This is a genomic window from Shewanella sp. AC91-MNA-CIBAN-0169, from assembly GCF_040310165.1.
Lineage (GTDB): Bacteria > Pseudomonadota > Gammaproteobacteria > Enterobacterales > Shewanellaceae > Shewanella.
Window position 1 is genome coordinate 540,611 of the sequence record NZ_JBEOPM010000001.1, and the last position, 23,223, is coordinate 563,833.

20 protein-coding genes are annotated in these 23,223 nt (G+C 41.3%); 14 read left to right on the forward strand and 6 right to left on the reverse strand.

From position 1 onward, the window contains the following. Positions 1-8: 8 nt before the first annotated feature. Positions 9-500 (forward strand): phosphatidylglycerophosphatase A family protein, encoded by a 492-nt coding sequence (locus AAEY98_RS02290; protein ID WP_350977719.1) that lies wholly within the window; start codon positions 9-11, stop codon positions 498-500. 281 nt (positions 501-781) lie between these two features. Here the strand turns inward: AAEY98_RS02290 and AAEY98_RS02295 are convergent, their stop codons facing one another. From AAEY98_RS02295 to barA, 6 genes are all read right to left on the reverse strand, one after another. Beyond that, positions 782-1,924, reverse strand: a complete 1,143-nt coding sequence (locus tag AAEY98_RS02295; protein ID WP_351014751.1) for a hypothetical protein — start codon at positions 1,922-1,924, stop codon at positions 782-784. A gap of 71 nt (positions 1,925-1,995) precedes the next feature. Continuing rightward, entirely contained in the window at positions 1,996-3,654 is a 1,659-nt protein-coding gene (recN, locus tag AAEY98_RS02300) for a DNA repair protein RecN (RefSeq protein WP_351014753.1), read from the reverse strand. Between the two features lie 128 nt (positions 3,655-3,782). Continuing rightward, the gene (locus AAEY98_RS02305) at positions 3,783-4,751 is read right to left on the reverse strand and encodes an AEC family transporter (protein WP_101085650.1); all 969 of its coding nucleotides are present in this window, start codon (positions 4,749-4,751) and stop codon (positions 3,783-3,785) included. Positions 4,752-4,839: 88 nt separating this feature from the next. Continuing rightward, on the reverse strand, positions 4,840-5,040 hold the full coding sequence (locus AAEY98_RS02310) for a DUF3319 domain-containing protein (RefSeq protein ID WP_192114441.1): 201 nt from the start codon (positions 5,038-5,040) through the stop codon (positions 4,840-4,842). An 84-nt stretch (positions 5,041-5,124) separates the two neighbouring features. After that, the gene (locus AAEY98_RS02315; RefSeq protein ID WP_101085646.1) at positions 5,125-5,721 is read right to left on the reverse strand and encodes a YjaG family protein; all 597 of its coding nucleotides are present in this window, start codon (positions 5,719-5,721) and stop codon (positions 5,125-5,127) included. Further along, a complete protein-coding gene (gene barA / locus AAEY98_RS02320; protein ID WP_162022550.1) occupies positions 5,711-8,569 on the reverse strand; it encodes a two-component sensor histidine kinase BarA in 2,859 nt (952 codons plus the stop codon). The genes AAEY98_RS02315 and barA overlap by 11 nt, the downstream gene beginning before the upstream one ends. Positions 8,570-8,671: 102 nt before the next feature. Between barA and rlmD the strand changes: the two genes are divergently transcribed. The 13 genes from rlmD to rpoS all read left to right on the forward strand — a co-directional run bounded on the left by rlmD (position 8,672) and on the right by rpoS (position 22,956). After that, positions 8,672-10,051, forward strand: coding sequence for a 23S rRNA (uracil(1939)-C(5))-methyltransferase RlmD (gene rlmD / locus AAEY98_RS02325; protein WP_351014755.1), 1,380 nt, complete (start codon positions 8,672-8,674; stop codon positions 10,049-10,051). Between the two features lie 184 nt (positions 10,052-10,235). Further along, entirely contained in the window at positions 10,236-12,443 is a 2,208-nt protein-coding gene (gene relA / locus AAEY98_RS02330) for a GTP diphosphokinase (RefSeq protein ID WP_101085641.1), read from the forward strand. A 91-nt stretch (positions 12,444-12,534) separates the two neighbouring features. Further along, positions 12,535-13,356, forward strand: a complete 822-nt coding sequence (mazG, locus tag AAEY98_RS02335; protein WP_351014757.1) for a nucleoside triphosphate pyrophosphohydrolase — start codon at positions 12,535-12,537, stop codon at positions 13,354-13,356. Between the two features lie 114 nt (positions 13,357-13,470). Then, positions 13,471-15,108 carry a CTP synthase gene (gene pyrG, locus AAEY98_RS02340; RefSeq protein WP_101085637.1) on the forward strand — a complete coding sequence of 546 codons (1,638 nt, stop codon included), beginning with the start codon at positions 13,471-13,473 and terminating at the stop codon, positions 15,106-15,108. A gap of 274 nt (positions 15,109-15,382) precedes the next feature. Further along, the gene (gene eno, locus AAEY98_RS02345; protein ID WP_351014759.1) at positions 15,383-16,684 is read left to right on the forward strand and encodes a phosphopyruvate hydratase; all 1,302 of its coding nucleotides are present in this window, start codon (positions 15,383-15,385) and stop codon (positions 16,682-16,684) included. Positions 16,685-16,784: 100 nt separating this feature from the next. Next, a complete protein-coding gene (gene ftsB, locus AAEY98_RS02350; protein WP_101085633.1) occupies positions 16,785-17,087 on the forward strand; it encodes a cell division protein FtsB in 303 nt (100 codons plus the stop codon). A gap of 61 nt (positions 17,088-17,148) precedes the next feature. After that, on the forward strand, positions 17,149-17,847 hold the full coding sequence (gene ispD, locus AAEY98_RS02355) for a 2-C-methyl-D-erythritol 4-phosphate cytidylyltransferase (protein WP_162024290.1): 699 nt from the start codon (positions 17,149-17,151) through the stop codon (positions 17,845-17,847). A 61-nt stretch (positions 17,848-17,908) separates the two neighbouring features. After that, positions 17,909-18,388, forward strand: a complete 480-nt coding sequence (gene ispF, locus AAEY98_RS02360; protein ID WP_101085630.1) for a 2-C-methyl-D-erythritol 2,4-cyclodiphosphate synthase — start codon at positions 17,909-17,911, stop codon at positions 18,386-18,388. 27 nt (positions 18,389-18,415) lie between these two features. Then, complete coding sequence (truD, locus tag AAEY98_RS02365) at positions 18,416-19,489, forward strand: tRNA pseudouridine(13) synthase TruD (protein ID WP_182743623.1); 1,074 nt, start codon at positions 18,416-18,418, stop codon at positions 19,487-19,489. 3 nt (positions 19,490-19,492) lie between these two features. Next, positions 19,493-20,242: a 5'/3'-nucleotidase SurE gene (gene surE, locus AAEY98_RS02370; protein WP_351014761.1), complete on the forward strand. Its 750-nt coding sequence runs from the start codon at positions 19,493-19,495 to the stop codon at positions 20,240-20,242. Beyond that, positions 20,239-20,874, forward strand: coding sequence for a protein-L-isoaspartate(D-aspartate) O-methyltransferase (locus tag AAEY98_RS02375; protein ID WP_101086297.1), 636 nt, complete (start codon positions 20,239-20,241; stop codon positions 20,872-20,874). The genes surE and AAEY98_RS02375 overlap by 4 nt, the downstream gene beginning before the upstream one ends. A gap of 99 nt (positions 20,875-20,973) precedes the next feature. Then, positions 20,974-21,906 carry a peptidoglycan DD-metalloendopeptidase family protein gene (locus AAEY98_RS02380; protein ID WP_502959628.1) on the forward strand — a complete coding sequence of 311 codons (933 nt, stop codon included), beginning with the start codon at positions 20,974-20,976 and terminating at the stop codon, positions 21,904-21,906. A gap of 78 nt (positions 21,907-21,984) precedes the next feature. Then, the gene (rpoS, locus tag AAEY98_RS02385) at positions 21,985-22,956 is read left to right on the forward strand and encodes an RNA polymerase sigma factor RpoS (RefSeq protein WP_351014765.1); all 972 of its coding nucleotides are present in this window, start codon (positions 21,985-21,987) and stop codon (positions 22,954-22,956) included. Positions 22,957-23,223 lie beyond the last annotated feature (267 nt).

Below are 23,223 nucleotides of genomic sequence, written 5' to 3' on the forward strand. Positions count from 1 at the left end.
GAAGTACTATGAGATTATTAACCCAAGATAAATTCGTAAAAAAGCTGTCTTTAGCCCATCCAATTCACTTTTTGGCATTAGGCTTTGGCAGCGGTAAAGCGGCAAAAGCACCGGGTACCTTTGGTACCTTAGCCGCGGTGCCCATAGTGTTACTCATGCAACAGTTAAGCTTAACTAATTACCTGACCATTACCTGTATTTGCATGCTCGCTGGCTTTTATATTTGTGGCAAAGCAGCTAAAGATATGGGCGTACATGATCATGGTGCTATTGTGTGGGATGAAGTGGTTGGGTTGATGATCACCATGATTGCAGCGCCTTTAGGTTTTATGTGGTTAGCACTTGGTTTTGTACTATTTCGCTTTTTTGATATCGTCAAACCATGGCCTATTCGCTGGCTCGATGCCAAAGTGCATGGCGGTTTTGGGATTATGATTGATGATGTATTGGCGGGAATCTTCTCGTTAATCGGTGTGCAGCTTGCGGTCTATTATCTATAACTGATTATCTATAACTGATTATCTATAACTGATTATCAATACCTGATTATCTATAACTGATTATCAATACCTGATTATCTATAACTGATTATTAATACCTGATTATCTATAACTGATTATCAATACCTGATTATCAATACCTGATTATAAGTAACTGATCATAATCAACGATTAGCAAAGAATTATAAATGCACTTATAAATCGTACCTAATACATAAAAAGAGCACATTTGTGCTCTTTTTTGTCGATAATACTCATACTAAATCAGTTGCAGCTACTTACTAGGATGATTTTGCGGTAAGTAGATTGGTCCGCAATTGCTCTAACTCTGTATTCATATTGGTTAAACGTTGTTTGTAATCTGTTCCATAAACAGTGCAATTAAATAGTTTACCAATCGGATTGTAGCGTAACATCCATAATTGCTGAAAATAATTGTCGTTAGCACAATAATTTGGTTCTTTGAGCGTGTGCATCGAAGTCGTTGAAACTGGTTCCTTTACTAAGCTGACAATATACTCAGCCATGAGATTGTCACTGTCTGTTGGCTGAAGCAACGCATAGGCTAACCATTTCTCATAAAAAGCCGCGCTATCAGACAGCACTTCAATTAACATTTGTTCTGTAACGTTATGGGCAAAAAGCCATTCTCCAGAAAATATCCGTTCAAAATCACTATCAGTTAATTCGAAAGATGTTTGCCAAGTTGTGACTTTGGTTGCAACAGCTGCATCAGTGGTTTTAGCTAAGGTGCTAGCTAAATTAAGCTGATATTTGATCATGTTAACGGCAATCATATGATTGAGTGTTGAGCGAGATGAGTGATAAACCATATTCCAAAAATGTGCATCTTTGTTTAAAAATGCCACTGTAGCTTGTTGGTCAAGTTTGTTGTCAGATGTCTCTATACTTATTATCGCAGCAAGCTGACGAACATCTCTTAACTTAAAAAGCAGACCCCAATGAGCTTGATTGTTTGGGGTTAAAGACTGTGGTTCTTCTTGCCAATAAGGCATATCTAATAATGTATTATATTGTTGTATATTAGCTTTATGAGCGCCAATGACATTTCTAATACTATCGTTATTATCGCTAATAAATTGACTGCATATTATCAAATCCGTTTGATAACAAGCCGTTTTAAAGTTGTCAGTTAACTCAACTTCTTGCTCGCTGAAGCTGATTAATGGTTTTTTATCATTTGTTTTATCGTCTCCTATTGTGCCTACGATAGTAATTGCATACTTATAGCCATTTTCGCTAGGGTCGATAGGTTGCTGTTTTAGCCAGTTTTCAACTAAAAGAGTGTTAGGTGACTTTGTTCTGTCTGTTGCATTAATGGCCACTAAACAGACAACGGTAAATACCAGTAAGCTACATATTAGCCCGACAAAAATACCCAAGCCCTTTATTACTTTCATCATTATGATTTATCCGTAAATCTATTTTAACTTTACGTTAACATATTGATTTGCTTTTTATAAGTGCATAACGATTATTGCAACAACTCACGGGCATTCGCCAAGGTATTTTCGGTAATGACATCACCACCTAATAAGCGCGCAAGTTCATTCACCCGTTGATCTTTATCCAACGTCTGCATGGTCGTTTCGGTGTTGCCACCTTTATTAAATTTATTCACAAACATATGTTGATGACCATTACCTGCAACTTGCGGCAAATGGGTGACACACAATACTTGAGTTGATTCGCCAAGGCTGCGTAACATACGACCGACTACCGATGCTGTTGGTCCAGAAATACCCACATCAACTTCATCAAATATCAGTGTCGGAGTGGCGACTTTTTTAGCCGTGATCACTTGAATCCCTAATCCAATACGCGATAACTCACCGCCAGAGGCAACTTTAGAAATCGGTTGTAATGGTTGCCCAGGGTTTGTGGTCACCATAAATTCAATGCTATCGCAGCCATTAACTGAAATGTTGTCCGGATTATGATTAATCTGAATAGTAAATTTACCCTTAGGCATATTGAGCTCATGGATAGACTGGGTGACTAGCTTGTCCAATTCTTTAGCATAACGGCTACGACTTTGACTCAGTTTTTGTGCATTGGTTAAGTAGGCATTTCTGGTGGCTTCAAGTTGTTGTCTTATACCATCTAATTTAGTTTCGTCGTCAGCAAGTTCGGCTAATTCACTCATCAATGCTTGATGATGTAGCGCCAGCTTATCAGCACTCACATGATGTTTGCGCGCCAATTGCATTGCCGTTGAAAGACGTTTTTCTAAATAGGCAAAATGTTCTGGATCAAGCTCTAAACTGCTTAAATAACTTTCAATTTCGCTAGCGCTTTCTTGTACTTGAATTAACGCATCGCTGATCATAGTGCTGATAGGAGCAAGGGATTCATCATATCCTTGAAGCGTATCAGCAATACTGGCCACTTTATTAAGCAGAGATTCTATATTGCCTTCATCACTTTCGGTCAATAAATGCAAACCTGCTTGGCAACGTTCAATTAAATCTGTGCCATTGGCTAAGCGTTTGTGTTCTTGTTCTATTTCATCAAATTCTTCCAAGCCTAAGTTGAACTCATTAAGCTCTTCTACTTGATATTGCAGTAGCTGTTGACGCGAAATACGTTCGTGCTGAGCTTGTTCAAGATGCTTTAGCTCGTTTTCCACTTGTTTGCAGCGTTGATAGCTAGCGCTAACGCTATCGAGCAGTATTTTGTGGTTGGCATAGTGGTCGAGTAGGTTTAATTGATGCTCGCTTTTAAGCATTGCGTGATGAGCATGTTGGCCGTGAATACCAATCAATAGGTGACCGATGGCTTTTAATTGCGTCACGGGCACAGGATTACCATTAATGTAGGCTCTTGAGCGGCCATCACTGTTAATAGTTCGACGTAATATGCACTCATCTTCAGCATCAAGATCGCTATCTTCAAGCCAGCGTTTGGCTAAAGGTACATCATGAAGGGTAAACCTTGCACTCACTTCGGTTTTGGAGGCTCCAGGCCTGACAGTGCTGGCATCACTTCGATTACCAAGGCATAACCCAAGCGCATCGATAGCAATCGATTTGCCTGCACCTGTTTCGCCGGTGATGCTTGTCATACCGGCTTTAAAGTCGAGCTCTAAAAAACGCACGATAGCAAAATTGTTGATGCTGAGTTGGCAAAGCATAATAAATTCCTGTCAATGAAACTACCAAACCACTGTATTGATAAACAGTATATACTGATTTTATATACAGTAAAGTGGTTGAGGAATAATTATCGCTGACTATTTTATCATCTAGATTTGATTGATCATTAAGCAATGGATTTTAAAAGTGTTTCTATTATCGGCAAACTGATAAAAGTGATTAATGTGCCATATAAAATACCTTGGGCGCTGACATTGGCGTTAATTTGGTAGCGGTCGGCCAAAAGGTACACACTTGCTGCTGTCGGTAACGCTGCCAAAATGACTCCCATGGTCAGTAATTCCTTTTCTACGCCGAACAGTTTGAGTAAACCAAAGGCAATTAAAGGTTGAATAATTAGCTTGAGTAAATTGATTAAATTCAGTTCCGCAATCAAACCAACACTGAACATTTTTGTGCCAGATTGATGTCGTAATGCTTTGGCAAGTACCATTCCTATAGCAAACAGTGCACATGGGCTAGAGGTATTTCCCACCTGATGTAGCATTAAGGCCAAACTATCCGGTAAGGTAATATGCAGTGCTGATAAACCGATGCCAATAACACTGCCAACCACGATTGGGTTTTTATACAGGGCATTAGCCATGATGACGATGGCATGGTCGGTTGATTGTTTATCACGGCTGGCTAGCTCAATTGATACTAAAGCAAAAGCAAACATGAACACCGACAACAAGCTGGCAATCGCTGCAGCGACTAATGCCATTTTATGACCTGGGAATAATAAACTCAGCAATGGAATGCCAATAAATGCGGTATTACCAAACGTAGCATTTAATGCGCGCATGGCGGCAACTGCTTGTTTTTTAGGTGTGCGAATTAGTGATACAACAATCACTAAAGCATAAGTGATGATCATCGCCAGACTAAACCCACCGATAAAGCCCCATTGAATAATGTCTTCAATGCGCGTTTCAGCTAGCACAATCAGTAATATAGCGGGGAAAGCAATGTAATAAACAAACTGATTGAGGATCAAATCGGTGTCTGCTGGCAACAGACGCATTTTTTGAACAATACTGCCGAGCAGCATAATAATAAATACAGCGATTAGCGGGGTAAGAATACTGGACATCCCTCGCAATTCCTTAGCAAAATGATAATAAGGTCACTTTACTGCTTTTCGGTAGGCGGATGCAATTAGGCTAAAGTTAAACGAGTGATTATTTGTCAGATTTTAAGGCTAAATTCGCTTTTGATATTTTCGGTGGAGGTAATATTCCAAGTTCAGAAAAAAAATGCACTTGCCGTCTTAACTCAAATAACGAACCCACTCGTACTTGATTGCCAATCACTAGCGTCCAGTTATCAGTTTTACCATTGGCGTTACTGAAAGTGAAACCTTGATAAAAAATTCTTCTCATGGCGCGACACCTAATAAAAAGCCTGAATAATTTCAGGCTAAATGACGTTTATTGGCAGTAACCGATCCGTGCTACAAGTTTTTGCTACAGGCTAATACCAATATTAGACACACCGGCTTCGATAATATCTTTACGTAAACCTTTAACCAGTTCGCTGGTTATGTCTGGATTAGCTTCGACAATGTCCAGTAACATGCCTTGTAATTCTTTTTCTTGTTCCATTACTGGGTGAGAAAAAACAAACTCATCGAGTTCTTCATCCATTAATGACTCATCGCTAATAGCTTCAATATAATTGGCGACAGTACTTGATGATAACTTACTGATGTTAGTAATATCTTCTTCAATTTTTCCATCTATCGCACCCATTAAGGTGGCAATGGCTACAGCCGCATCCATGGCGGGATAAGCACCATAGGCTTCAAACTCGCTAGGATCAGGGGTGTTTTCATCGAGGCGCTGTAAATGCACATCAATATTGAACTTAAGCTTTTTGTCATATTGGCTTTGCCATAATAACTCTAGCGCAGTACTTAATACCTGCGGTTGGCCAAATTCACATACTTCAGAAAATAATTGATAGTTTGGGAGCATTCTTTGACACAGTGCGAGTGCAAAAAGTTGCTTCTGAGGTAACGACAATGCCTTTAGGCGTTTAAAAAAACCGGTTTTACTGGTCATTGGGAACATCCACTGATAGCTGGTTTATCACTTGATTTGCAGCTGATTCTACCTTAGTTAACTCATCAAGTAACTCTAGTATTTCAGGTTCTAGGTCATCGATGTCAATTTTATGCTTTAATGCTGACTCAATATCCCGGCAGAGCTTTTGTGTTGTCGGTACACCGCAATAACATGTTGCACCATGCAGTTTATGCACTGCCTGCAACAGTGTCTCTGCATCTCTGGCTATTAATGCTTTATCGATAGTTGCGGTTGTTTCAGGTAATGAATTAACTAACATCTTTAACATGTCTAAGGCTAAATCGGTTTTCTGGTTTGCTTGGGTTAAGCATAAATCCCAATTGAGAACATGAGTATCAAAATGGGTAAATTGAGGTTTAATTATCCAGCGGCTGATAACGCTTTTTAGTGATAATTCATCAATCGGTTTAGGTAGGAAACCATCCATACCGCTAGCTAAAATATTCTCACGCTCTTCTGCTATAGCATGTGCCGTTACTGCAATAATCGGCGTATTACGGTTGAGTGATTCTGAACGTATTTGCTGGGTTGCGGTTATGCCGTCGGTTCCTGGCATTTGAATATCCATGAAGATTAGATCAAATGCTTGTTTTTTAGCTTGTTGAATCGCATCCGCGCCATTATTAACGGTCACCACATTGTCGACTAGTTCTTTGAGCAAAGTATCAATTAACTTTAGATTGGCCATGTTGTCGTCAACGGCTAATACTGATGCATTGAGGCGTTGTGTTACATCAAGATTTATTTGCTCAGGTAAACTGACAAAAGTAGAAGGTACTGGTGGATATATTAAATGATGCGCTAGGGTAAAATCGCTCACTGGGGTGCTGAGCAATACATCTGCGTTGACTTTTAGCACATTGATTATCATGTCTTGGTCTAGACAGTCATGTAATAAAATCAGACAGTCGGTATGTTGTTTGGCTTGCTGTAATAAATGGATAAAAGACGCATTGTCGGCAAAACCATGGCAGCTCATGATGATGTAATCAAATTTGCTGTTTTTAGTTTGTAACACGGAGGTGAGATTTTCTGGATTGGCCACATTAGTGATAATTAATTGCCACGACACTAAGCGGCGATTTAATGTATCGCGGGTTAATTCCCGTGGTTCATATAATAAGACTGATTTATGTTGCAATGCATCAACCGGCAACACTTCGCCAATTTCAAATTGACTGATCCCAAGTGGCAGAATAAACCAGAAATTTGAGCCTTTATTGGGGGCAGAGGTAAAGCCTATCTGGCCACCCATCTGGTTGATTAAGCGTTTAGTAATCACTAAGCCCAATCCTGTGCCTCCAAAGCGACGTGAAATGGATGAGTCGGCTTGACCAAATGCTTGGAATAAATATTCTTGCTGACTCTCATCAATACCAATACCAGTATCAATAACTTCGCAGCGCAGGGTAATGTTATCTTCGTCCTGACCCACTAAGTGTATTTTAAGTATGACACTGCCTTTGTCGGTAAATTTAATAGCATTACCGACTAAGTTAGTAATAATCTGGCTGACTCTCATCGCGTCGCCACTGACACTTTCTGGCACATTAGCATCAATGTCGATAACCAGTTCTAGGCCTTTCTCTTGTGCACTACCGGCAATAATAGTCAGGGTTTCAGTTAGCGTTTCTCGCAGTGCAAAAGGCATTTTTTCTAATATCATTTTACCGGCTTCAAGTTTAGAGAAGTCGAGAATATCGTTAATAATACCGAGTAGGTTACTGGCGCTGCGTTCAATGGTTTTTATGTAGTCGAGCTGGCTAGTATGCAGAGGTGTTTTTAATAACTGTCTTGCAAATCCGATGACACCATTGAGTGGTGTACGTAACTCGTGCGACATGTTGGCTAAGAATTCTGATTTTATCCGACTCGCTTCAAGCGCGCGTTTTTTGGCAATATCGAGCTCAACGTTTTGAATTTCAATCTGCTCGAGGGTTTCGCGTAAATCAGAGGTTGCTTGATCAATATTTTGCTGCATTTCATCGTGATATTCTGACAATGAACTTGCCATTGCGTTGATCCCTCGTTTGAGCAGATCCAGTTCACCAATCAAGTTGCCTTCTAGGCGAGTGTCGAGTTTACCTTCACGAATTTTGGCTACCACTCGCACCATTTCGGTAATGGGGTAGTTCACGTGTTTGACTAAGCGGAAGGTAAAAAATAGGTTAAATTGCACGCCGATTAATACGATAATAAACGCCGCTATAGCCGCTCGATGTTGTTCGAGCAAGGCGTTCTCTTTATTTAGTAATACTGATATGTAGCCTAATATTCGCTCTTGTTGATTATTGTAAATTGGCGCAACGACACCATTGGTAGAGGCATTATTATCGATGTCGCTGTTACTTTGACGATTTATACTGGCAACATGTTTTTGTTCTAACCCAGTATGGGATATTATTGGCACACGAATGACTAAGGTATCGCCAATCGTTTCATGTTCTGTACCGATTAAGTTTGCCAGCGTTTGTTTGTAACGCATCGTTTCAAAATCTTTGTGGTAGTGCGAAGTGACAAAGAGTTGGTTTTCGGCATCAAAAACAGCAATAGATAAGATTAGCGATGCATTGTTTATCTGCGAGGCGGCGAGTAAAAGTTTAGTTGATTCACGGTCTTGAGTGATAATACCAAATTCACTGGCAATGGCTAATGGCTCAACAATGTTGCTGCCTTTTTCAATTAAGGTTTGTTCCAATTCATAAAAGCGGTTTATCGTGAAATAACTTCCAAGTAGAATACCCACTACAATAGTGGGCGCTAACGCAAGTACCAGAACCCAAGAGCGTAGGCTGTATTTGGTCATATTGTTGGCACTTTTCATGGCTGTTAGGTATATCCCTGTTACTAAATCGCTGTTATTCCGTCTAGACTGCCAGATATGGCGCACTCTTGACTAGTTTTTTATTCAATACCTGAGGCCGAAATGGCACAATTTTTCCAAGCAAAACCGAACAAATCTAAGCAATTATCAGCAAAGTTAAGCCTCAGTGTCACTCAACTTGACCATTTAGGTGCAGGCATAGCGCAACATCAAGGCAAAATAGTGTTTATTCCGGGAGTGTTACCGGGAGAGACGGCTACGGTGCAATTTGTCGAACAAAAGAAAAGCTACGCTAAAGCCAAGCTCATCACTATTGAGTCTGCATCGGCTAATCGAATCAAACCTCATTGCCCACATTATCAACAATGTGGCGGTTGTGATTTGCAGCACATGGACACTAATGCGCAACGCGAGCATAAGCAAACTGCCTTGGTTGATTTAATCAGCAAGCTGTCGAGTGCTAAAGCCATTGATGCTGATATTATCGCTGACCCTATAGTGGGTGAGGCCTGGCATTATCGCCGACGCGCAAGATTGGCCACATTATTTGATAAAAATACTCAGCGGTTACAACTTGGGTTTCGCGCCGGAAATAGCAATAAAATTGTTTCCATTCAGCAGTGCCCAGTGTTATCTGAGTCATTGTCTGCTTTGATTACTCCATTAGCGGCTAATTTAAATCAACTTAAAGCTAAGGCCAGTTTAGGGCACGTTGAACTCACCCAAGCTGATAACGGTAATTTTGCGGTAATAAGAGTGACTAAAGTATTACCGGCTTCCGATATTCGCTGGTTAACGGGTTTTGCCGAAAAACACCAGCTTAACTTATTATTGCAAGATGATGCTGGTCAATTAACCCAATTGTTCCCCTTGCTGCCTGTTGTTGATGCCGCGGGTGATGAAGCTGTCGCGTTACCTTATTATCATCTTGCACAGGAGGCTGTTCGTTGTTCATTCACTCCTGGTAATTTTGTCCAAGTTAATGGTGCTATTAATCAGGCCATGGTCGATCAAGCCATCCAATGGTTAGACCCTCAACCAGGTGAGCGTATTTTAGACCTATTCTGCGGTGTGGGTAATTTCAGTTTACCGTTGGCATTAAAGGCAGCAGAAGTCATTGGTGTTGAAGGTGTGCCTGAAATGGTGCAACAAGCCAAGCAAAACGCTGTCGACAACCAATTGGATAATGTGACTTTCTATCATGCGGATTTAAGTGCTGATCTATCGACACAAACATGGTTAGGCAAAATTGATAAACTGTTGCTGGACCCTGCTCGAGCAGGTGCTTTTGAAAGTTTACAATGGTTACAGAAAATGCAACCTAAAAAAGTGGTGTATATTTCATGTAATCCGGCAAGTTTAGCGCGTGACAGTAGTGTATTATTAGCCAGTGGATATCGAATTGCCCAAGTAGGATTAGTCGATATGTTTCCGCAGACGCATCATATTGAAGCCATGGTGTTATTTGAATTAAATATTTAAACAACGATTTTTTAGCCGCTTACGATAGGTATGCTAAAAAATTGGCCAACTGAACGCTATTGAATTGACAAAATAATATTGCGCTTCAAGATAGGTTGTTCAGTTGGTGTTAACACCATATATGCACACTATGCCATGTGCATATGGTTGGATGTCAGTCGGTCATGCGGCTAAGGAAGGGTTCATGGTATCTGTTCGCGAAGCACATTTTAATACGCAAGTATTCCAATTAGATGAGTGGGTCGCTCGTTATCTCGACGACAAAGATGATGCTCAGAAGTTATTGGTATTGATCCAGCAAGTTGAGGCCTTACCGGTTAAAAACAAACTGGCCCATACTGAGCTGCTTGCGCGTGCTCGCGAAATGATCGAAATCTTAGCGCCGCTGAATATGGACATCGAAACGCTACAAGCCGCAGTATTATTTTTGCTATTCGATGCTGGCGTTCTCAATGACGAACAAATCCTAGAGCAATACGGTGAAAACCTTGCAAGGTTAGTTGCCAGCGTTGTGACCATGAATGCCATTGGCGCATTAAAAGTCAGTCAAAATTCGCGCGATGCCGAACCTCAAATAGATAACATCCGAAAAATGTTATTGGCCATGGTTGAAGATGTTCGTGCCGTAGTGATCAAATTAGCCGAACGTGTATGCTTACTGCGTGCGGTAAAAAACGCCGATGAAGAAACTCGGGTATTATTAGCACGAGAAATTGCTGATATTTATGCGCCATTAGCAAATCGCTTAGGCATTGGTCAATTAAAGTGGGAGCTTGAAGATATTTCTTTTCGCTACTTGCATCCAACTGTTTACAAAGACATTGCCAAACAGCTTGATGGTAAACGTGTCGATCGCGAAGTGTTTATCGACAAGTTTGTCACCCAATTGCAGCAGCGTTTAGATAGCGATGATATTCGCGCCAAAGTGTACGGCCGCCCTAAGCACATTTACAGTATTTGGCGAAAAATGAAGGGCAAAGATCTCAAGTTTGATGAGCTTTTTGACGTCCGAGCTGTCCGTATTGTCACCGAAAGATTACAAGATTGCTATGGCGCGTTAGGGGTTGTGCATGACCTTTGGCACCACATTCCGCGTGAGTTTGACGATTACGTTGCAAATCCAAAACCGAACGGCTATCAATCTATTCATACCGTAGTTGTTGGTCCTGAAGGCAAAACCGTAGAAATTCAAATTCGTACCGAGGCGATGCATCAAGATTCTGAACTTGGGGTTGCCGCGCACTGGAAATACAAAGAAGGTGCCAGCAATACCAAACAAACGGGTTACGAAGAAAAAATTAACTGGTTGCGTAAAATTTTACAGTGGCAAGAAGATGTCGCTGAAAGTGGTAATTTGGTTGACGAAGTCCGTAGCCAAGTATTTGAAGACCGAGTCTATGTATTTACCCCAAGTGGCGAAGTCGTTGACTTACCTTTAGGTTCTACCGTACTCGACTTTGCTTATTATATTCACTCTCAAGTGGGTCATAAGTGTATTGGTGCAAAAGTCGACGGCCGCATTGTGCCATTCACGTACCAAGTTGAAACGGGTGAGCGCATTGAAATTATCACGTCAAAAACACCCAATCCAAAACGTGACTGGCTCAATCTTAATTTAGGTTATATCAAGTCGTCACGTTCGCGTTCAAAAATTCAACATTGGTTTAAGCAACAAGACCGCGATAAAAATATTGCCGCGGGTAAAGAAATGCTTGAGTCTGAATTAGCCCGAGTGGGTCTTAAAGTTAAAGATGCGGCAGTGGCGGTAGAGCGCTTTAATTTAAACTCTATGGATGACATGCTGGCGGCTATCGGTGGCGGCGATTTACGCTTAAATCAAGTGGTTAATTTTACCGATACCAAAATTCGCAAAGTAGAAGACACTGACGAAAACTTACTTGAAGACATTATAAAGAAAGCGTCGCATAAGCCTAAAAAGTCGAGTAAAGGCCAAGTCGAAGTTAATGGTGTGGGTAATTTAATGAGCCACATTGCGCGTTGTTGCCAACCCGTTCCCGGCGATGAAATTTTTGGTTATATTACTATGGGACGGGGTATTTCTGTGCACCGTAGTGATTGCGAGCAAGTGAAAGAATTAATGCGTGCCCACCCAGAACGCAGTGTCGATGTGATTTGGGGTGAAAACTACTCTGGTGGTTATCGTATTCGCGTTAGAGTACTTGCCCATGATCGCAGTGGCTTATTACGAGATTTAACCACAGTGCTAGCGGCAGAGAAATCCAATGTTATGGCCATGAGTTCATCTTCTGATGTTAAAAGCCAAACGGCCACCGTAGAGCTTGAACTTGAATTGTATAATTTAGATGGCTTATCACGGATTCTCGGTAAACTGTCGCTTGTTGATGGTGTGATTGAGTCGCGTCGATTATAACGTAATTAACATCATGGACTTATCTTGAAGGCATCTACTTGTTAGGTGCCTTTTTCATTAGATTTTATCTTTACAATAGAGGACCGTTTCTGTGGCAGATATTCAATCGTTACTGACCATCATGCAGCAATTGCGCAACCCCGAGTCTGGTTGTCCTTGGGATCAAGCGCAAGATTTTGCCAGTATTGTGCCCTTTACCTTAGAAGAAGCTTATGAGGTTGTTGATACTATTGAGCGACAAGCATGGGAAGAGTTACCTGATGAACTGGGCGACTTATTGTTTCAGATAGTGTTTTATTGCCAATTAGGGCAAGAGCAAGGTAAGTTCGATTTTTCGACGGTAGTGGCGCGAATTAGCGATAAGCTCATTCGCCGTCACCCACATGTATTTGCTCAGTCAGAAAACAACGTTGTTGGTGCCATCACCAATACACGCGATTTAAGCCAAGCGTGGGATGTGTTAAAAGCCAATGAACGTCAGCAAAAACAACTGCACTCAGCGTTAGATGATATCCCTCATGCATTACCCGCGTTATCTAGAGCACGAAAAATTCAACATCGAGTGGCTAAAGTCGGCTTTGATTGGGCCGAGCTTGAGCCTGTTGTCGCCAAAATACATGAAGAAATAGATGAAGTACTGGTAGAAGTTAATCTACGACATCAAGATCCTGAATTTTATCAACCGAGAATTGTTGATGAAATGGGCGATTTATTGTTTGCTGTAGTCAACCTTGCCCGTCATTTAAACGTTGATCCTGAACAAGCATTACGTCAAGCCAATTATAAATTTGAACGTAGATTTAGAGGGGTTGAGCAATGTGTAGACAATAGTGGTAAACCGATACAACAGCATAGCCTGGAAGAATTAGACCACTACTGGAATGTAGTAAAACAACACGAAAACATAAATTAAGCTAAAATTAGCGCGTTTAAGTTTGTCGAAACGAGGTGGCTTTGCTATAATATCGCCCCGTCCTAGTGCTTTCTTACAAGCACGTTTTTTCCAACACATTTTCTCAGGTTCAGCATGACTACAAGGTATATCTTCGTTACTGGTGGCGTTGTTTCATCACTAGGTAAAGGCATTGCAGCAGCTTCGCTCGCGGCAATTTTAGAGGCGCGTGGCCTCAATGTAACCATTATGAAACTTGACCCCTATATTAACGTCGATCCGGGTACCATGAGCCCAACTCAGCACGGTGAAGTTTTCGTGACTGAAGATGGTGCTGAAACCGATCTCGATTTAGGTCATTACGAACGTTTCATTCGTACTAAAATGAATCGTCGCAATAACTTTACTACTGGTCGTATTTACGAAGAAGTGATTAGTAAAGAACGTCGTGGTGATTATTTAGGCGCAACCATTCAGGTTATTCCACACATTACTAACGCGATTAAAGAAAAAGTGTTAGCTGGTGGTGAAGGCCATGATGTAGCGATTGTAGAAATCGGTGGCACGGTAGGTGACATTGAATCATTGCCGTTTCTTGAATCTATTCGTCAATTAGGTTCTGAATTAGGACGCGAACGTACACTATTTATGCATTTAACCTTAGTGCCGTTCTTAGGCGCTGCAGGCGAAATTAAAACCAAGCCGACGCAACACTCTGTTAAAGAGTTGCGTTCAATTGGTATTGCACCGGATGTACTGGTTTGTCGTGGCGACCGTGCAATTCCTGCCAATGAAAAAGCTAAAATTTCGTTATTCTGCAACGTAGAAGAACGTGCGGTTATTTCATTAAAAGACGTTGATAGCATCTACAAAATCCCAGCGTTATTACGCTCGCAAGGATTAGATGATTTAGTCATCAAACGTTTTAATTTAGCGTGTAACGAAGCTGATTTGTCTGAGTGGGAAAACGTTATTTATCAAGAAGCCAATCCAAATGGTGAAGTCACTATTGGTATGGTAGGTAAGTACATTGAACTCCCTGATGCATACAAGTCGGTGAATGAAGCATTAAAGCATGCAGGCTTAAAAAACCGTGTAACAGTGAACATTAAGTACATTGATTCACAAACAGTTGAAGCTAAAGGCGAAGAAGTGTTGCAAGGTCTAGACGGTATTTTAGTACCAGGCGGCTTTGGCGAACGTGGCGTAGAAGGCAAGATTTTTGCTGCCAAATTTGCTCGTGAAAACAATCTTCCGTACTTTGGTATCTGTTTAGGTATGCAAGTAGCATTAATTGAATTTGCTCGCCATGTAGCAGGTTTAGAAGGTGCGCACTCAACTGAGTTTAATCCACAGACACCTTATCCGGTAGTGGGTTTAATTACTGAGTGGATTAATGAAGAAGGGGATGTCGAAACGCGTCATGAGTCTTCAGATTTAGGTGGCACTATGCGTTTAGGCGCTCAGCTATGTCATTTAAAAGAAGGCACAAAAGCGGCATTAGCCTATGATTCTGCAACCTGTGTTGAACGTCATCGTCACCGTTACGAAGTGAATAACAACTACATCGATCGCCTAGAAAAGGCCGGCTTAGTGTTTAGTGGTTTATCATCTGATCGTAAACTGATTGAGATGATTGAATTGCCTAATCACCCATGGTTCGTTGCGAGTCAATTCCACCCGGAATTCACCTCAACACCGCGCGACGGTCATGCATTATTTGAAGGGTTCATAGCCGCTTCTTATGCGTATCAAAAACGCGATATCGATTAATGAATCAGCCGCTAATGTATCCATTAGCGGCTTTTTTATTCAAGATACTTGCGTTAGATCATATAATCGCATTGATGGCGTGTAACTGCAGTGAAAACTAAGTTGATGCAAAGTCTAATTCGATTTATCCTAAGCACTAACCGATTTAAAATTACTAAACTGAAAGTTATATACCAATAAATCTGCTTTTTTAAGTCTGTTATGTATTTTTATTGGTATTAACTTTTTATTTCTTTTAATTTTTTAATTTACTTACACAAAGTACGAGGGAATTATGGCTAACATCATTAAAGTGATTGGTCGCGAGATTATGGATTCGCGCGGTAACCCAACTGTAGAAGCAGAAGTGCATTTAGAAGGCGGTTTTATTGGTATGGCTGCGGCACCATCTGGCGCATCAACCGGTAGTCGCGAAGCATTAGAACTGCGTGACGGCGACAAAGCACGTTACTTAGGTAAAGGTGTTCTTAACGCGGTTGCTGCTGTTAATGGCCCAATTGCTGAAGCACTAAAAGGTAAAGATGCATTGGCTCAAGCTGAACTTGACCAAATCATGATTGACTTAGACGGTACCGAAAATAAAGCAAAATTTGGCGCTAACGCCATTCTTGCTGTTTCTCTAGCAGTTGCAAAAGCTGCCGCTGCGGCTAAACACGTCCCTTTATATGCTCACATTGCTGATCTAAACGGTACACCAGGTGTTTACTCTATGCCTCTTCCAATGATGAACATCATCAATGGTGGCGAGCACGCCGATAACAGCGTTGATATTCAAGAGTTTATGATCCAACCTGTTGGCGCTAAAACTTTCCGTGAAGGCCTACGTATGGGCGCGGAAGTATTCCACAGCCTTGCTAAAGTACTTAAAGCTGACGGTCACTCAACTGCGGTTGGTGATGAAGGTGGTTTTGCTCCAAACTTAGCATCTAACGAAGCTGCACTTGCTGCAATCAAAGTTGCTGTTGCCAACGCCGGTTACGAGCTAGGTAAAGACATCACGTTAGCGATGGATTGTGCTGCTTCTGAATTTTACGACAAAGAAGCCAACATCTACGATCTTAAAGGTGAAGGCAAGAAGTTTACTTCTGAAGAATTTAACTTCTTCTTACAAGGTCTTACTGAACGCTACCCAATCGTTTCTATCGAAGATGGTCTGGACGAGTCTGACTGGGATGGTTTTGCTCACCAAACTAAACTAATGGGCGATAAAATCCAATTAGTGGGTGATGATCTATTCGTAACAAACACTAAAATCCTTAAGCGTGGTATCGACAACGGCATCGCTAACTCTATTTTAATTAAATTCAACCAAATCGGTACCTTAACCGAAACATTGGCTGCAATTAAAATGGCTAAAGATGCAGGCTTTACTGTTGTTATCTCTCATCGTAGTGGCGAGACAGAAGATTCAACGATTGCTGATTTAGCTGTTGGTACCGCGGCTGGCCAAATCAAAACGGGTTCACTAAGTCGTAGTGACCGTGTTGCCAAATATAACCAATTGCTACGTATCGAAGAAGCTCTAGGTTCAAAAGCACCATACAACGGTCTTAAAGAAGTGAAAGGCCAAGGATAATATTTTTGCTTTAGCTTAAAAAGGCCACCACTCGGTGGCCTTTTTTGTTGTACTATAACGGACATATTTTCTAAGGATTACTTCGACATAAGTTAATATTATGAAGCAACTAATATTTTTACTGATTTGTTTATTGTCACTTTTACAGTACCGGCTTTGGTTGGGCGATAACAATTTGTCAGAATATGTCTTATTGCAAACCCAAATAGCAGGCCAAGAACAAAGTAATGGCAAGCTTGTCGCTCGAAATCAAATTCTTAAAGAAGAAATTATCGATTTGAAAAGTGGCACAGAAGCCATTGAAGAACGTGCCCGTAACGAATTAGGTATGGTGAAAGACGGCGAAACGTTTTATCGGGTCGTGGGTAGCGAACTACGTGAACGGAACCCATTTAATCGTTAACGCAGGTTGCACAGCAGGTTTAACCCTCAGTCATATTACTTTAAATATTGGTACTGCATATATGTCAAACAATCCTCGTTCCATTATTGCAATTGTGCCTGCTGCAGGTGTTGGCAGTCGCATGGGGGCTGACAAACCTAAGCAATATTTAATGCTTGGCCAACAAAGCATTCTCGGCCATACATTAGATACATTGTTAGCTCACCCTGATATAGCTCAGGTTATTGTTGCATTGCATCCACAAGATAATTATTTTAGCCAATTGCCACAATCTAAACATCCTAAGTTAACCCAAGTTGTTGGTGGTGGAGAGCGTGCTGATTCTGTTTTAGCTGCGTTAGACTATGCGCATAGTCATAATCCAGATGCGTGGGCTCTTGTTCATGACGCGGCAAGACCTTGTGTAACCCACCAAGATATTACCCAATTGATTGAGTCGGTAGCTATTCATCCTCAGGGTGCCATTCTTGCTGCACCCGTTCGCGACACCATGAAGCGCAGTAACGCCAGTGGTCATATTGTTCATACTGTCGACCGCTCGTTGCTATGGCATGCATTAACGCCGCAGTATTTCCCGGTCTCGATTTTACGAACCCACTTATCGGCAGCATTAGCGGCGCAGGTACCTATTACTGATGAAGCCAGTGCCATGGAATGGGCTGGTATTATGCCGGGATTGGTTAATGGCCGAATGGATAATATCAAAGTGACTCATCCAGATGATTTACAGTTGGCAACTCTGTTTCTGGCGCAACAATAATTAACTGAAATAACCACACTCGTTAATATTAGTTCAAAGCAAGTTAAGATAAGGTTTTTAAATGAATATTCGTATCGGTCATGGTTTTGATGTACATAAATTTGGCGGTGATAGCCCATTGATTTTAGGTGGTGTTACTGTTCCTTATGACTGTGGACTGATTGCCCATTCTGACGGTGATGTTGTACTGCATGCCATTAGTGATGCGATATTAGGGGCGATGGCGTTAGGTGATATAGGTAAACATTTCCCTGATACTGATGCTAATTTTGCTGGTGCCGATAGTCGAGTGCTATTAAGACACTGTTATCAACTTGCACTGCAAAAGCAGTTTGTTTTAGGTAATCTAGATGTCACCATTATTGCTCAAGCACCTAAGATGGCACCCCATATTGAAGCCATACGTCAGTGCTTAAGTGCTGACTTACAAACAGATATCGATAATATTAATGTTAAAGCGACGACTACCGAAAATCTCGGTTTTACTGGACGTAAAGAAGGCATTGCTGTTGAAGCTGTTGTGTTGATGAAGAGCCAATAACCTACAAAATATAGAGAGTTCTGTCACATGAAAGAATTACATTATCTATTTGGTAAACCAATAAGCCAAGCTGATTTACGTACCAATAACAGCGACTTTATTGTTAAAGAAATTTTGCCTTTTACCCCAACAGGGGAAGGCGAGCATCATATGCTTCATGTACGTAAAAATGGCATGAATACCGTATATGTTGCTGAAATATTAGCTAAATTTGCTAAAGTGCATCCCAAAGAAGTGACCTATGCCGGTCAGAAAGACAAAAATGCTATTACTGAACAATGGTTCGGCATACGTATTCCTGGTAAAGAAACGCCAGAGTGGACAGAGCTAAATGACGATAAATTAACCATTCTGTCGAGCAGTCGTCACAGTAAAAAATTGCGTATTGGCGCCTTACTTGGAAATCGATTTGTACTGACATTGCGTAATATCAATGATACTGCCGATGTCGAATCTCGTTTACAGCAGATAGCCAAACTCGGTGTCCCCAATTATTTTGGTGAGCAACGCTTTGGCCATGATGGTAAAAACCTGATCTTAGGTCGACAAATGCTCAGTGGTGGTCGAAACATAAAAGATCGCCATAAGCGCAGCATGTATTTATCGGCCGTGCGTTCCAATATATTCAATCAGGTAGTGTCATTTCGTTTAGCTAATCATCAGGTCGATACCGTCGCTGGCGATTGCGTGATGTTAGCTGGCAGTAAAAGCTATTTTACCGCCGAAGTATGGGATGATGTTCTCAACAGCCGCTTAGCTGAAAAAGATATTCAACTTTCAGCTCCTCTTTGGGGACGGGGAACACCATTAGCACAAGGTGAGGCATTAGCTTTAGAGTTAACGCCATTAGCTGAATTATCGGCCGATTTACAGGGACTCGAAGAAGCGGGTTTATCGCAAGAGAGACGGCCATTATTACTTGAGCCTCAAGGAATGAAATGGCAGTTTGATGCTGATACGCTCACACTTGAATTTGTGTTACCTGCAGGGAGTTATGCCACCTCGGTGCTACGCGAGCTCGCTGATTACCAAGATGTCCAAGAGTCGCAACGAAAAGTCATGGTTGCTGAGCAACAAGCACAAACAAATGAAGAGTGTTAATTAATGGTTAATATTTTAGTCAGTAATGATGATGGCGTAAGAGCCCCCGGTATCATTGCTTTAACCCACGCATTGAGTGAGTTTGCGCAAGTATTAACTGTCGCACCGGATCGTAATTGCTCTGGTGCGAGCAATTCATTAACCTTGACTAATCCATTAAGAATTAATAACTTAGAAAATGGCTATGTTTCGGTTAATGGTACACCGACAGATTGTGTGCATCTCGCGATTAGGCAATTGTGTCAAACCGAACCTGATATTGTCGTTTCTGGTATTAATGCCGGGGCGAATATGGGGGATGACACTTTATATTCAGGCACTGTTGCAGCGGCAATGGAGGGACGTTTTTTAGGTTTACCTGCCATTGCTGTGTCACTGGTTGGAAAATCATTAATCCATTACGATACAGCAGCTGTTTACGCAGCCAAAATTGTAAAAGGGTTGCTGCAACATCCTATTAGTCGTGATCAAATTTTGAATGTTAATGTTCCAGATTTACCTTTAGCACAAATTAAAGGGATTAAAGTTACCCGTTTAGGAGCGCGACATAAAGCCGAAGGTATGATAAAAACCCAAGATCCAGCGGGTAAAGATATATACTGGCTTGGTCCTGTTGGCAGTGAACAAGATTCCGGTGAAGGGACTGACTTTGGTGCTGTAGCTGCGGGATATGTATCTATAACGCCACTCACGGTAGACTTAACGGCATACAATCAACTTGATGGATTAGCCGATTGGATAATAAAAATATGACTCGTGTAGCTTCTACATCAGCAATGAATTTGGCCAAAAAGCTGGCCGAGGCAGGGATTCGACATCCTGCGGTATTGCATGCTGTAGCAACAACACCACGTGAATTGTTCCTTGATGGTGCATTAGCTCATAAGGCGTATGAGAATACGGCATTACCTATCGGGCAGGGACAGACAATTTCGCAGCCTTATATTGTGGCTCGAATGACTGAACTGTTGCTGCAACATAATCCTCAAAAAGTGTTAGAAATTGGCACTGGTTCAGGTTACCAAGCCGCTGTTTTAGCATCGTTAATTCCAGAGTTATTCACAATTGAGCGTATAAAAGCATTACAAATACAAGCTCGTCAAAGACTAAAACGTCTAGATTTACATAATGTCGCATTCAAATATGGTGATGGTTGGCAAGGGTGGTCAAACCGTGGACCATTTGATGGCATAATGGTTACCGCTGCTGCTGCGACAGTACCTCAAGCATTGCTTGAACAATTATCCGAACATGGAGTATTGATTATTCCGGTAGGAGAAGACACCCAGCAATTACTCAAAATTACCCGCATCGGACAGACATTCAAATCTGAGATAATAGAGGCCGTTAAATTTGTTCCTCTCATTAATGGAGATTTGGCTTAGTTAACACGATACAAATGATTTTTATCCATTATTGATATTTTCGTTTGGAGTAAGCTTATTTAGCTTAACAATCACCTATTTCCCCGTTAAGGACTTTGTTTGATGAATACCGGTTGGCCCAACTTTGTGGTCTTAGCAATCATGCTCACTGGATGCAGCTTTCAAGCTGATCGTCCCGCACCGGTAGACAGCTTATCGTCAAAAAATCATGGTCCTCGGTATCATAAAGGCTCATTAAAAACCGATAAATATAAAGTACAGAAAGGTGACACACTTTATTCAATAGCTTGGGGGGCTGGACGTAATTTTGTCGAAGTTGCCCGTTTGAATCGTTTATCGGCTCCTTATACTATTTATCCTGGGCAAACGCTTAATTTAGCCACTACAAATAATAGTCAATCGGCACCTGCTCGAGCATCCCAACCTTCTGTCAATTCAGTACAAACCCAAGCCGTTACTAAACCCTATATTTCGAGTTCGAATAGTTCTATATTAAAAACAATCAAACCTACGGTTGCGCCAAACCCAGTCCCAGTAGTCGTTTCAGTCAGAACGAAAAAAGATCTTGATCACAAAGTGAAGCCTGCGTATTCTGTAACAACTACCCAACAAACAATTAACCAAAGTGCGAGTGGTTCTGTCGCTAATTTGCCACAGCAAGTTCAGCAATGGCACTGGCCAGTTAGAGGCCGAATAGTGGGATATTTTTCGGCATCAGAACAAGGCAATCAAGGTATAAAGATTGCTGGTAATCGCGGCGATATTATTAAAGCCGCAGCAGATGGGAGAGTCGTGTATGCCGGTAATGCACTGCGCGGGTATGGCAACTTAGTTATTATCAAACACAATGATGATTTTTTAAGTGCTTATGCGCATGCCGACACGATATTGGTTAAAGAAAAGCAATATGTGAGTGCAGGACAAACAGTTGCAAAAATGGGCAGTACCGGGACACACCAAGTTATGCTTCACTTTGAAGTACGATTTCATGGTAAGTCTGTCAACCCATTACGATATCTACCTAAACAGTAATTGTTTAGCAACATAAATAACGGAGGATAAGCAAGTGAAGTAGATTAAATACCACAAATTAGGTTTGGGAGAGCAATTATGAGCCGCAAAAATAATACTGCTTCAGCAGAATATCTTGTCGATCTAGCTAAACAACCACCAGAAGTTGCAACCGGTAAACGCGATTTGGTGCAACAACTTGATATTGAAGAAAAAGTCCAAGATGACTTACAAAAAAATTTAGACGCTACTCAATTATATTTAGGTGAAATAGGTTTTTCTCCGCTACTGACAGCAGAGGAAGAAGTGTTTTTTTCACGTAAATCCCTCAAAGGCTGCGAAAAGTCTCGCAACCGCATGATAGAAAGCAACCTCCGTCTTGTTGTTAAAATTTCCAGAAGATATAACAATCGTGGTTTAGCGCTGCTCGATCTGATCGAAGAAGGCAATTTAGGCTTAATTCGAGCGGTTGAAAAGTTTGATCCTGAGCGTGGTTTCCGTTTTTCCACTTATGCAACGTGGTGGATCAGACAAACCATTGAACGGGCGATCATGAACCAGACTCGCACTATCCGTCTACCAATTCATATTGTAAAAGAATTAAATGTGTACTTGCGTACAGCAAGACAGCTTGCCCAAAAACTTGATCACGAACCGACCGCAGAAGAGATCGCCGAAAAGTTAGATGTGTCGACCGGTGATGTTAGCCGTATGCTGAAGTTAAACGAAAGAATTACTTCGGTAGACTCGCCTCTGAGTGGCGATAATGAGAAGGCATTATTAGATGTTATTGCTGATGATGATTCCGTTGGCCCTGATTATCGGGTACAAAATGAAGATTTATCTAATTCGATAGTAGGCTGGTTAAACGAATTAAATACTAAACAACGCGAAGTGTTAGCAAGACGTTTTGGTTTACTCGGATATGAACCTTCAACATTAGAGAATGTCGGTGCCGAAATTGGTTTAACACGTGAGCGTGTACGTCAAATTCAAGTCGAAGCGCTTAAACGCTTAAAAGACTTACTAGGGTCGCAAGGACTGTCAGTCGAAGCATTATTCAGAGACTAATGGATAGTGGAAGTATATTGTGAATATTAAGCGGTTGACTATCACCAACACACAAATGATATGTCATCATTAATGTGTCAATAAGGTCAATTAAGGTATTGCGATATTAGGGTTAAAACCTATATGAGCATTTTAATTTTGCTCATGCGCTTAGGTTTATCCTACTAATCGCCAACTTAATTTAAGTGTTGTGTAGTGGCAATTTGAAGATATAACCTAGATATTACTGCTGGTGTTTTAATGCTATTAGTTCATTTCAACGTATTT